The following is a 12,010-nucleotide window of genomic DNA, read 5'->3' as shown; positions in this document are numbered from 1 at the left end:
CATTAGCCCGTACGGGCCAAGATTTAATAAACTTAAATATTTACTTCGCAGCTTTAATTTTCTCAGAAAGATAAGCAACTGAAACTGCAAAATGATGTGACCGATTCCAAGCAAGGAGCGATTTATAATTATCGTAAACAAGGTACTTTCTGCCCTTCACACCATCCGGCATAATCAACGACACCAACATGTCGTCACGGCTTGGTAAATCAGAACCATTATAACGGCGAACACCTAAAGCTTGCCATTCGGAAAACGTTTTAGACTTGTCTATACCAAGTAAACTTTGATCAAAATCTGAAGGTATTTGAACTTGTCGCCCCCAGGTTTCCTCACTTTTCCACCCTTGCTGCTGCAGAAAATAAGCCGCTGATGCAAACGCATCGCTCAAATTATTCCATATATCTGCCTTGCCATCGCCATCACCGTCTTGGGCATAAGCAATGTAAGTTACTGGCATAAACTGCATTTGCCCCATTGCGCCAGACCACGAGCCCAAGAGTTGACTAAACTCAACCTTTTGGCTCTCCAAAATATCAAGTGCGGCATAAAACTGTTTTTTAAAGAAGGCTTCTTTTTTACCTTCATAAGCAAGAGAGGCCGTGACCGATAACACCGGATAATTTCCCATCGTTTGACCATAGCGGGACTCGACTCCCCATAATGCTACGATAAACCGCGGTTGGATACCGTATTTCTTACCTATTCGTTCAAGCTCTTTTGCATTTTCTTTATATAAAGCTACGCCTTGACTAGATATGTGTGACGGAACGGACTTGCGAAGGTAAGTATCAATTGTATCAATCACAGGTGTCGGAGTTTGTTCAGTCACCACCGCCTTTTTAAACAGTTTTATCTTTGCAAAATTGCTTTCAACAAACTCTGAAGACAACCCGGTATCGAGTGCACCTTGTTTTAACTCAGCGACATATTCTGAAAAGCTTGGTTTTTGCTTATTCTGTTCGGCATGACTAAATGGGGAATACGTTGCAAGTATTCCAAACCATACTATAGCGAGTACGTGCCAATACATATAAGTTCCTTGTTCAATCAATCTGCGATAAAAAAGACGCTTAACTACTCGTTTACAAAGCCTATTTCTCGTTTATGTTCTTCTAACAAATTAACGGCTGGTGGGGGCAGTTGCAAGTAATAGCCTTTATCTTTTAGCTCTTCTTTTACCCGTTCAATATCAGCAAGCGCAAAATGGCTCCGCTTATCAAGTGGCACCATCATAACCAGTTTGGGCGCACCAAACATTTCCATCAGTGCTGGCGGCACATCTTCGAAGTGATCACGCTTATTAATGAAAAGGTAGGTATCTGCTTTACGGCTACTTTTATATACAGCACAGATCATATGAATGCTAGATCCTGATTTATTACAATTTAACGAATCAAAACACTATATCACGCTACTTTATTAAATAATGCTAATTAGCTAACGATATATGGCATTTTTCACAATTTTTTTCATGACAACTGCGTCAATGTTATGGCAATCGTCAATTAGATAACTATTTGAATTTGTGTCAATTACTATAACTTTAGGCCATCAAGGTGAGATTGCACAATTTCTCGACGCCAACCAGTCAAAATCAAAGGGGCGTGATCCGTTTTTCCGCCCCATATCCACTTTAAATACTCATGGATATGACGCTTGGAAGCCAGTAGTTCTTGGGGCACTTTGTGATGTTCACACAACTCGAGCAAGCAAGCTTTTATCGCTTTAAATGCACTCTTGTAGCTGGGTTTCAAAGCGATAACATCAATCGTTTCGGGCAAATTGACTAAGTCCACTTCTTCCATCACTTTTAACAAGCTACTTCCATGAATTCGTTTTTCTTGAGGAGTTAACTCATTCATTTGCATTAACAAATCAAGACTTTTTGGTTGCTTTTTAGCTAACGCAATAAGCGCATGATCCTTAATAACAAAACCAAGAGCTAAATCTTTAGCCAAAGCTTTTTCGAGTCGCCAACGAGCAAGAACCTTCAAATAAGCTAATTGCTTAGGGTTCAGTTGAAATCCATTTTTAACCTTTATATACGCATCTTCATAGTTAATCTCAGCTAAGCGGCCTTGCGTCATGCGCTCGCCCTCCTCATAAACCCAATCTAGGCGGTTTTGTTCACTGAGGCTTTGTAAAAGTAAGGGATAGAGTTGATACAAATAGAAGACATCATTAGCAGCATATTGCAGTTGAGCTTCTGACAATGGGCGAGCCATCCAGTTCGTTCTAGACTCACCTTTATCGATCTCAACTTCCAGCTTGTTTGCAACAAGTTTTGCATAACCCAACCCGTACCCTTCTCCAGCGATTGCAGCTGCCACTTGGCTATCAAACAAAGGGCTCGGCTGACACTGACCATAACGGGCAAATACTTCTAAATCTTCACTGCAAGAATGCACCAATTTGACAATATTCTGATTGCTCAGCAATGCCCAAAAGCGTGATAAATCTTTGATTGCAACAGGATCAATAAGCGCTAGAGACTGGCCATCGTATGCTTGAATCAAACCCAGTTTTGCATAATAAGTTCTTGTTCGAACAAACTCAGTATCAAGGACGAGCACTTCACTTTGCTCATATTGTTCTACCAGTTTATTTAAAGCAGCATCGTCACTGATATATTCAAACGTTAACAAATCTATTCTCCACACATCTAATTGGCCCAATGAAAATAAATGGCACTGCAAAATATCAACCATTAAAAAAGCCGGCTTGGCCGGCTTTCATTTTATGCAGTTTTGGCTTCATCTCGAAGCTCTCGCCGCAAAATCTTACCCACATTGGTTTTAGGCAACTCGTCTCTAAATTCTACCAGTTTAGGAACCTTATATCCCGTCAAATGATCACGGCAATGCTTAATAATTGCTTTTTCAGTTAAAGATTTGTCTTTTGCAACCACAAACACTTTAACCAGCTCGCCACTTGCATCATTGGGAACGCCAACCGCAGCGACTTCGATCACCTTCGGGTGTAGCGCAACCACATCTTCCACTTCATTAGGGAAAACATTAAACCCTGAGACTAAAATCATATCTTTCTTACGGTCAACAATATAGAAATAACCCTGCTCGTCCATATAACCGATATCACCAGTAGCTAACCAACCATCAGCATCAATCACTTTCGCGGTTTCTTCAGGACGCTGCCAATACCCTTCCATAATTTGTGGGCCAGTCGCAAAAAGTTCTCCGATTTCCCCCTGAGGTAATACATCGCCCTCTTCATTACGAACTTGCATTAACGTTGAAGGCGCAGGAAATCCAATGGAACCATTATAACCTTCAAGGTTATATGGACAGCAGGCAACCAATGGAGACGCCTCAGTTAAACCATAACCTTCCAGTAGCTTAGTCCCCGTAATGGTTTGCCATTTATCGGCAACAGCCTTTTGTACAGCCATGCCGCCACCAATTGAGAACTTCAGATCAGAAAAATCCAATTTAGCAAAATCATCATGATTAATCAGCGCATTGAATAAGGTGTTAACACCGGTAAGCGCAGTAAACTGATTTTTTCGTAACTCACCAATAAACGCGGGAATATCTCGAGGGTTAGTGATGAGTAGGTTTTTACTACCTTTATGTATAAACAGTAAACAATTCACTGTTAAAGCAAAGATATGATAAAGCGGCAATGCAGTTACTACCGTTTCTTTGCCGTCTTCGAGCAATGGCCCATACGCGCCATCGGCCTGTAGAAGGTTTGAAACGACATTTCGGTGCGAAAGCATTGCCCCTTTCGATACCCCGGTCGTTCCCCCTGTATATTGCAAAAATGCCAGATTTTGCCCCGTCAATTCAGGCTTGACGTATTGTAACCTGCGACCTTTCGACAATGCTTGACGCATTGAAATGGCTTTGGGCAAGTGATATTTCGGCACCATCTTCTTAATGTACTTGACGACGAAATTGACCAGAGTTCGCTTAGGCGCACTCAATAAATCACCAAGTCCAGTTAAAATAACACTTTGTACAGGCGTTTGCGCGACGACTTTTTCTAGGGTATTTGCAAAATTAGAGACCACAACAATGGCCTTTGCACCTGAATCTATCAACTGATGTTTGAGCTCACGCGGCGTATATAACGGGTTCACGTTTACAACGACCATCCCAGCCCGCAAAACACCAAAAAGTGCAATGGGGTACTGCAACAAGTTCGGCATCATAATGGCGACACGGTCGCCTTTTTGAAGCTTGAGCTGATTTTGGAGATATGCTGCAAAAGCACGACTTCTCTCTTCGAGCTTACGGTAAGTAAGCGTGGCACCCATATTTACAAATGCTGGCTGTTCTGCGTATTTTGAAACGGATGATTCAAACATCTCCACAAGTGTTGAGTAATCATCTGCGTTAATTTCAGCCAAAACATCTTCTGGTAGATTCTTAATCCATGGTTGGTCCACGAGTCTCTCCTAAATATCCCACAAGCAGCGGAAAACAGCACATTGCGTACTATTTAACAGTTTGCAATTTGCAAACTAATTCACTGGTTTTACTGTTTAGTTTTTATTAGCCAAGCATAAAAATCATACAGGCGTTTAAATTTGAGACAATCATCACACAATTCGCTTTAAAAGCCTAGTCCTTTTCATGATTTGCCAGTCAAAAAGTGAGACATCACACCCATAACCCCTTGGCTATTTTCCATATGTAAATGGTGGTCGCCTGCTAACGTATGCTGCTCAATGTTTTGAAACCAATTCAAGGCTTGTGGTATGTCTTGTTGGAGATAGGATAATCCGTCAGTTGCGGTAATTAATAGTGTTGGCGTTTCAATATGTTGCATCAAACTATCTACTTGCTCAAATGTTAAACGCATTGGTGAATCTAGCTTCAATCTTGGGTCACTGCACCAACTCACTCCGTCACCATTAGGGCGCATATTTCGTTCAACTATTATCTGGCACCAAGGCTCAGCCAACTTGGTTAACCTATGCCTTGCTTTTACGGCGACTGAAACGTTGTCATAAACCGCAGAGGGCTGATTCATTTTATCGAGATAACCTCGATGACCAGTGAAGCTCTTCCGCAATCGTTTAGTTGATTGATTAGCTTGCTCATATAATGGACTTATGGCTTCTATTAAAATCAGTCGTTGAACCCGTTTGGCAAATGTCGCGGTATAAGCTGAGGCGACGATGCCACCAAGAGAGTGTCCGAGCAATGCAGCAATTGTATACTTATTCGATAAATGCTCGAACAACACCTCAAGATCATAAAGGTAATCAACCCAATGCAGCGGATAAGCTCCAGGTCGATGTTGAGACAACCCGTGTCCCGGCCAATCAATCGCAATGAGTTGGTAGTCGGCTAAATAATCATGCCAGTGGTATGCCAGCGGCTCAAAACTACGGGCATTATCTAACCAGCCGTGCAGTGCAAGAATGACCGGTTTATGGGGCTCCCCCCAACGCAATGCCGCAAGTTGAATGTGCGGCAATTGTATCTGTAGCTCTTCAGCATTCATCGCAGGAGAGAGGATCAAGTTTTTACATCCTTATCAATCAAAAGAAGCCCTATTTCATTGGCTTTACAAATTTAAGAGTCATGCGGTCACTTTCACCGATTGCGAGATACTTGGCTTTATCTTCTTCGCCCATCGCAAGCGTTGGAGGCAATGTCCACACCCCTTTCGGGTAAGCCTTCATGTCCTTTGCATTCGCATTCACCTCAGAGGTTTCTGCAAGAACAAAACCCGCATTAATCGCAGCATCAATCATTTCCTGTTGATCCATGTAGCCGGTTTTAGAGTCCATTCCTGGATTAGCGCGATGTTCAATCACCCCAAAGGTACCGCCGGCTTTAAGGACACGATAAGCAGACCCAAAGACAGCATCTAGTTGTCCGCCCATGGCCCAGTTATGTAGATTTCTGAATGTTAGTACTACATCCGCACTACCATTATCCCCTAGCTTCAGATGAGATGGGGGGTCAAATGTTGTCACTGCTGCGCCTTTAAATTGAGCTTTGTTTTGTTCTAACCATGCTTCAAATTTTTTACCCACTTTGGCACGATAGCGAGTTCTGCGATTGTCTTCCGAAGGCTCAGTATCAAAGCTTGCCGCAATATAGCGACCATTTTTCGCTAAATAAGGCCCAAGGATTTCAGCGTACCAACCGCCACCAGGCCAAAGTTCAATCACCGTATCCGTTGCTTTTACTTGAAGAAACTCTAACGTTGCCTGAGGGTGGCGATAGACATCACGCTCAACATTCTTCGCTTGTCTAAAATCACTCTCAACCGCTTGCTTTAGCCCTTGAAAAGGCTCGTGAGCCTGCGCGGAAAATCCCATCAGCCCTGTGACCAATGCACAGGCAATCGCAATTCGAGTTCGCATCCTAATTCCTTATTCTTGTTTAGATTAGAGAAATACAAACTAACAGTCACCTCAGAAAAAGCCAAGGTGCAAAAATGTAAAAGGATTTAAATGGGTATGGCAATGCTTACTTAGATGAAGAACACTCACCTATTCAGAGATTGGATTGTTGCGTTAGGTGTAATTTGAATTTCCATAGGCCTGGTAGACTTTGCGCCAGCATGAAAAGAGTAAAACTAGTGCTACCAATAACCAGGCAGCAACCCAAACCCATGCCGGGATCCACGTGGTTTGGGATAGCATTGCAGCATCTCCGGCACCGGGCATCCCAAGCAAAACCATGGGGCTTGAAAGCGCATTCAGTAAAACCATCAGTGCCGCAATCCGCAGGCTACTGGTTAGAATTCGGCTATGGCTAAGCTTTAAAGGCAGGAAAAACAAAACGGCAAGCGCAATCAATATTGCGACAGTCAAAATATCACGACCCCAAAAAACAATAGTCAAAACAACTAAACCACCCAGTGCAGCAAAACTAGTCCTGATCCCTGCAGGCCAAGTGGCTAAATTGAACATGAGGTAGCCCCAGATGGATGCACCAAGGTAGCCAGAAAAACCAATCATGACCGGCCAACCTCCCTGGCTATAACACAGACCAGCGCCATTCATAAACAGCTCGATATGACTTACAGAACCACCGGTTAGCAACGTGGCAATTCCATGGGATAACTCATGAAAATAGGTTTCTAACCAATTGAACGGTACATTGATGTATGGAGTGCGAGTAAACATGAAAGCAATAAAAAGTTCGGCAAAAAACATCGATTTAGAAGGGACTCTAGGACTAACCATGCTTGATTTCAATCACAAATTCCTTTTGAGCATTATGCGTATATATCGATACCGATCATTTGCTGAATTTCGCTACGCTGTTGCTGGTGTTGCGTATGCAAGTATTGATGAATGGCTTGTTGCTGATGAGTCGTAATCACATCATATTCAAGGTTGGGCGTCATTTGCTCCACAAGTTGGTGGCGCTGCGCTTCAGACAAGGCCAAACCATTCAGTAAAGGTGTATATGACGTCGCTTCAGTCACTGTATTAGATGCTGCAACTCTCTCTGATGCACCCACAGACGAAATCGAACGCATCGCTTGGGACGCGTTCACAAATCGCAGGCTTGCCTGCATTTGTTGATTCATCATATTCGTCGAATTAATCATGGGACGCTCTTTTACTACATGACTTCATCTAATTTAACATTAGCCTTGGCTAGAGTATAGACCATCTATTTTGCACATGACCTCGCACCAATCATGCAGATGATTAACCATACAGACTGATAGCTCACATCACTCTATTGAAATGATTACTCTCAGTCACAGGTAAAACTCGCAAGTAGGCAAAGCGAAATACTATTCGCGACCCGGTAACTTTTTCCAAGTCACAGTGTCTCGCAGGTAAATCGGTGCAAGTTCATCAACTGTAGTCGTTTGATTGGCTGCGATTCCTTGTGCAGCAAGGGGTAACATGTTCGCTGCATTTGGGTATTTTGCGGCCTCAACCAAAACTTGGTTACCGATTAATTCGGGGTATGCATCAAACCCAGTTCCACAGATATGAATTGGCAAACTCTTATCTAGAGCACAGCAAAAATGGTCAGGCGCGCACACTTGCTCTTGGCCCACCAGCTTTGCAATCCCCTTATCATTTACAAATTGCGCCACGTAAATCTCGCCCATTCGTGCATCAATCGCGGCAATCACTTGTTGTGCTTGAATCGACGCAATTGCTGCTTGCGCCATAGCAGCGAGCGTTGAGATACCAATAACAGGCAACTCCTGCCCAAGTGCCAGCCCTTGAGTCATGCTGGTACAAATGCGGATACCCGTAAAACTCCCCGGCCCACGCCCATAGGCAATGACGTCAATATCAGACAGTTTTAAGGAAGCTTGCTCGAGTACATCTTGAACCATAGGCAATAGGCGTTGGCTATGCTCTCTTGGCGCATCTTGGATTTGACTAAACACTTGACCATGATGACAAATGGCAACCGAGCACATTTCTGTGCAAGTATCTAATGCTAGGACGGTATTTTGGGAGTTTGCTTCAATTGACATACTTTCTAATTTTTCACCAATATAAATGAATATGACTTCAACTATGCTACGGCACAATCACTGCCGACAAGGTTACGAAGAGGAACAAAGACCCATGAGCGCTTACAGTTGAACGCTAGCCTAATCTTGAGCCATAAAAAGTGTGCGCAAGTATAACCTGAACTGTATACGAGTTCACCGAGAATATAACATCAACAATCTTGCAATAAAGACAATGCCTTTTGTAAATCACGGGTACGAGACATCGGAGGCAATGACTCAAGAAAAGCTGCACCATAGGGACGATTCACAATGCGGTTGTCACATAAAATAAGCACACCTTTATCTTTCTCGTCACGGATCAACCGCCCCACCCCTTGTTTGAGACTTATGATGGCTTGAGGAAGAGAAACCGTTTCAAATGGATCAAGCTGTTTCTGTTGAGCAGACTCAGCTCGCGCCCGATATAACGGGTCTTCGGGAGAGATAAATGGCAGTTTATCGATAATCACGCAACTCAGTAAATTTCCGCGCACATCCACGCCTTCCCAAAAACTTCCTGTTCCGAGCAACACCGCATTTCCCAGCTGTCGAAACTTTTTAAGCAGCCCTTGTTTACTATCCTGTCCCTGAACCAACAAAGGAAACTCACTGCGCTGATTCAGCTCAGTAGCCACGAGCTGAAGCATCCGATGACTTGTAAACAGAATAAACGTTCGCCCCTGTGCAGCACGAATCGCTTGCTGGCACACCGTGACCAATTGCTTTGCCGCCATTTGTTGATTCGAAACATGACCCAGCTGCCTTGGAACACATAACAGAGACTGTGCTTGATAATCGAAGGGACTATCCATGATCAATTGCTTGGCATCTGACATTGCCATATCCGCAGCAAATAGACCTAGGCTTCGCTGCACCTGCAAAGTCGCAGATGTAAAAACCCAACTAGTTTGTTGATCAAAGAGTGCCGCACATTCCTTTGCTACATTCATCGGTGATATTCGAAGCAACACAGTATGCGATGCATAGTCCACACTGTATGCCACTTGCGGATTGTCACAATGAAAAAACACGGACAACTTATCGATGAACTCCACCAAACGCTCTAACGATAAATCAAGTTCGTCGCTGCGGCCAACATGGGCCTGTAGCAACCGTTGCAACAACTTGAGTTCATCCAGCAGTGCCCACGATGCAAAAGCAATGGACTTCATTCCAATTAACCGCCGCCAATCGCTGTTACCCGTTTCGAATAGTAAATTATGCCAATCTCGCAACTGCTGTAAGCAACGTAAACTAAAACTCTCTATCTGCCCTGTATCTTTGAGCGAGCTTTGGTAAATCTCAATAATTTGTTCCAATAAGCGAACAACGGCTTTCGTTGAGCATTGTTGGCCAAAATAGGTTAACGCGATATCTGGCAGTAAATGCGCTTCATCAAAAATAACGACGTCAGCATCGGGCAGTAATTCGGCGAACCCAGTCTCTTTAAGAACGCGGTCAGCAAAAAACAGATGATGATTAACCACAATAATCCGCGCTTCTAATGCGCGCATCCGAGCTTTACGAGTAAAGCAATCCTCATAATAATCGCATTTTTGACCAATACAGGTTTCTTTACTGCTTGCCACAAGTCCAATCGCAAAGGCATCCTCAGCGACTGACGATAATCCACCAAAGTCGCCATCTTTGCTGATCCCTGCCCACTGATGAATACGCAGCAAATCATCTAACGTGCGCTCATCGACGGTCGATGCCGCCGTCATTTGTTCCACCAGTCGGTATTGACACAAATAATTACTTCGCCCTTTCAGCAAGGCAAGTTGCGGCGACACATTGAGCATTTGGGTTAATTCAGGGAGGTCTTTGAAAAACAACTGCTCTTGTAAGTTCTTACTGCCGGTACTCACAATCACTTGCTTACCAGACAGAAGTGCGGGTATAAGATACGCAAACGTCTTTCCAACGCCAGTACCAGCCTCAACAATGACATTACTCTTATGGGCGATCGACTGGCTAATGCTCTGCGCCATATCCAGCTGAACTTGGCGCAGCCGAAATCCTTTGACGTGCTTCGCCAAAGGGCCATTTTCCGTAAACGTTGCTGCTACTTGCTGCTCAAGTCTCGTTGCCAAAAATTGCATCTCATTATCGGTCGAAACAGCATTATCCCGATCTACGCATTTGCCACAAGTTACTCACTGTAAAAAATTATTGAAATTAGCTTTTCTTTGTTCTCATTCTGAAACAGCAATCACCCACCGGGCTTAAAAAAACAGCCAATGGTGAATATTCCTCACAAGTTCAAAAAGCCTGTTGCAAAAGGGCTGAAAAGAAGTTAACGTTGTTGCAAGTTTAAATATTCATGCAGACCAATGCCACTGGCATGCAGATTTATAGGTTAATTTTGCTTTCGCATGAATAATTATCTTTTTTTAATTGAGACCAAAGGTCCACAAAAGAGTACAAAACATGATACAGCTTTCGAATATTATTCATCGTCACCACCATAAGCGGTAGCCTTCGGAAGCTCACTGCCGAAGGTTTTATTCCCTTCCGGCGGTTGATTAGAAATATCAAAACCCTTGGAAGGAATTCCGAGGGTTTTTTAGTTTTAGCGTCACAAATTTTAAGTCCATTACCAAATTTAGCGATTTATCAAATTAATTAGGAAATACAGTTATGTCAGAGTCAGGTAGATTAAGAATTGCAATCCAAAAATCCGGTCGACTGTCAAAAGAGTCGATGAAGCTACTGAAAAGCTGTGGCGTTAAGTTCAATATTAACGAGCAGCGCCTCATTGCTCACTCAGACAACATGCCAATCGACCTGCTTCGCGTTCGTGATGATGATATTCCGGGATTGGTCATGGACGGTGTGGTTGACCTTGGCTTTATCGGTGAAAATGTTCTAGAAGAAGAACAACTAGAGCGTCAGCAGTTGGATAAACCTGCAACGTGCCAAAAGCTTCGTCAACTTGATTTCGGGGCATGTCGTTTATCGCTAGCGGTTCCTACTGAATTTAGTTACGACTCGGCAGCCTCTCTTGAAGGGCTGCGCATCGCAACATCGTATCCCAACCTTCTTCGTCGCTACATGCAGGAAAAAGGTATTAGCTACCGAGATTGCATGCTCAAAGGTTCAGTTGAAGTTGCACCGCGAGCGGGTCTTGCGGATGGTATTTGTGATTTAGTTTCGACGGGTGCCACCTTGGAAGCGAACGGCCTCTACGAGACGGAAGTAATCTACCGCTCAACCGCTTGTCTGATCCAATCAGAGCAAGAGCAAACACCAGCAAAACAAGCACTAATTGATAAGTTGCTGTCACGTATTAATAGTGTTACCCAAGCGAGAGAAAGTAAATACATCCTGCTACATGCGCCTGCTGATAATTTAGATAAAATTGTATCGTTACTTCCTGGTGCTGAAAACCCAACCGTTCTACCTTTGAAGAATGATGCAGATCGTGTCGCCGTGCACGCGGTCAGTAGTGAAGACCTATTCTGGGATACTATGGAAGAGCTCACAGAGTTAGGTGCAACATCAATTCTTGTGATGCCAATTGAGAAGATGATGGGGTAATTGA

At 43.5% G+C, this 12,010-nt stretch carries 11 protein-coding genes; 1 reads left to right on the top strand and 10 read right to left on the bottom strand.

Annotated features, from left to right (window positions below; genetic code table 11):
* Positions 1 to 40 precede the first annotated feature (40 nt).
* The 10 genes from IEY18_RS12720 to yoaA all read right to left on the bottom strand — a co-directional run bounded on the left by IEY18_RS12720 (position 41) and on the right by yoaA (position 10,568).
* Positions 41 to 1,033, bottom strand: a complete 993-nt coding sequence (locus IEY18_RS12720) for a lytic murein transglycosylase (protein ID WP_188921411.1) — start codon at positions 1,031 to 1,033, stop codon at positions 41 to 43.
* Positions 1,034 to 1,077: 44 nt separating this feature from the next.
* On the bottom strand, positions 1,078 to 1,359 hold the full coding sequence (locus IEY18_RS12715) for a YcgL domain-containing protein (RefSeq protein ID WP_188921409.1): 282 nt from the start codon (positions 1,357 to 1,359) through the stop codon (positions 1,078 to 1,080).
* A gap of 179 nt (positions 1,360 to 1,538) precedes the next feature.
* On the bottom strand, positions 1,539 to 2,648 hold the full coding sequence (gene rnd / locus IEY18_RS12710; protein WP_188921407.1) for a ribonuclease D: 1,110 nt from the start codon (positions 2,646 to 2,648) through the stop codon (positions 1,539 to 1,541).
* A gap of 92 nt (positions 2,649 to 2,740) precedes the next feature.
* Positions 2,741 to 4,414, bottom strand: coding sequence for a long-chain-fatty-acid--CoA ligase FadD (fadD, locus tag IEY18_RS12705; protein WP_188921405.1), 1,674 nt, complete (start codon positions 4,412 to 4,414; stop codon positions 2,741 to 2,743).
* Positions 4,415 to 4,599: 185 nt separating this feature from the next.
* On the bottom strand, positions 4,600 to 5,478 hold the full coding sequence (locus IEY18_RS12700; protein WP_188921553.1) for an alpha/beta hydrolase: 879 nt from the start codon (positions 5,476 to 5,478) through the stop codon (positions 4,600 to 4,602).
* Positions 5,479 to 5,527: 49 nt separating this feature from the next.
* Positions 5,528 to 6,349, bottom strand: a complete 822-nt coding sequence (locus IEY18_RS12695; protein ID WP_188921403.1) for a class I SAM-dependent methyltransferase — start codon at positions 6,347 to 6,349, stop codon at positions 5,528 to 5,530.
* Between the two features lie 153 nt (positions 6,350 to 6,502).
* The gene (locus IEY18_RS12690) at positions 6,503 to 7,177 is read right to left on the bottom strand and encodes a M50 family metallopeptidase (RefSeq protein WP_188921551.1); all 675 of its coding nucleotides are present in this window, start codon (positions 7,175 to 7,177) and stop codon (positions 6,503 to 6,505) included.
* 32 nt (positions 7,178 to 7,209) lie between these two features.
* Positions 7,210 to 7,548, bottom strand: coding sequence for a hypothetical protein (locus IEY18_RS12685; RefSeq protein WP_188921401.1), 339 nt, complete (start codon positions 7,546 to 7,548; stop codon positions 7,210 to 7,212).
* Positions 7,549 to 7,740: 192 nt separating this feature from the next.
* The gene (gene tsaB, locus IEY18_RS12680) at positions 7,741 to 8,445 is read right to left on the bottom strand and encodes a tRNA (adenosine(37)-N6)-threonylcarbamoyltransferase complex dimerization subunit type 1 TsaB (RefSeq protein ID WP_188921399.1); all 705 of its coding nucleotides are present in this window, start codon (positions 8,443 to 8,445) and stop codon (positions 7,741 to 7,743) included.
* 191 nt (positions 8,446 to 8,636) lie between these two features.
* Positions 8,637 to 10,568 (bottom strand): DNA repair helicase YoaA, encoded by a 1,932-nt coding sequence (gene yoaA, locus IEY18_RS12675; protein WP_188921397.1) that lies wholly within the window; start codon positions 10,566 to 10,568, stop codon positions 8,637 to 8,639.
* 538 nt (positions 10,569 to 11,106) lie between these two features.
* Here yoaA and hisG point away from each other — a divergent pair.
* Positions 11,107 to 12,006, top strand: coding sequence for an ATP phosphoribosyltransferase (gene hisG, locus IEY18_RS12670; RefSeq protein ID WP_188921395.1), 900 nt, complete (start codon positions 11,107 to 11,109; stop codon positions 12,004 to 12,006).
* The last annotated feature ends 4 nt before the right edge of the window (positions 12,007 to 12,010 follow it).

Source organism: Shewanella gelidii (assembly GCF_014647855.1).
GTDB classification, from domain to species: domain Bacteria; phylum Pseudomonadota; class Gammaproteobacteria; order Enterobacterales; family Shewanellaceae; genus Shewanella; species Shewanella gelidii.
This window is presented reverse-complemented; position numbering and strand designations above follow the sequence as displayed.

What these genes read in the sequence shown, in the direction of transcription:
- IEY18_RS12720 (WP_188921411.1), bottom strand. Translation starts at nt 1,033, where the DNA reads ATGTATTGGCACGTACTCGCTATAGTATGGTTTGGAATACTTGCAACG.
- IEY18_RS12715 (WP_188921409.1), bottom strand. Translation starts at nt 1,359, where the DNA reads ATGATCTGTGCTGTATATAAAAGTAGCCGTAAAGCAGATACCTACCTT.
- IEY18_RS12700 (WP_188921553.1), bottom strand. Translation starts at nt 5,478, where the DNA reads ATGAATGCTGAAGAGCTACAGATACAATTGCCGCACATTCAACTTGCG.
- IEY18_RS12695 (WP_188921403.1), bottom strand. Translation starts at nt 6,349, where the DNA reads ATGCGAACTCGAATTGCGATTGCCTGTGCATTGGTCACAGGGCTGATG.
- IEY18_RS12690 (WP_188921551.1), bottom strand. Translation starts at nt 7,177, where the DNA reads ATGGTTAGTCCTAGAGTCCCTTCTAAATCGATGTTTTTTGCCGAACTT.
- IEY18_RS12685 (WP_188921401.1), bottom strand. Translation starts at nt 7,548, where the DNA reads ATGATTAATTCGACGAATATGATGAATCAACAAATGCAGGCAAGCCTG.
- tsaB (WP_188921399.1), bottom strand. Translation starts at nt 8,445, where the DNA reads ATGTCAATTGAAGCAAACTCCCAAAATACCGTCCTAGCATTAGATACT.
- yoaA (WP_188921397.1), bottom strand. Translation starts at nt 10,568, where the DNA reads ATGCAATTTTTGGCAACGAGACTTGAGCAGCAAGTAGCAGCAACGTTT.
- hisG (WP_188921395.1), top strand. Translation starts at nt 11,107, where the DNA reads ATGTCAGAGTCAGGTAGATTAAGAATTGCAATCCAAAAATCCGGTCGA.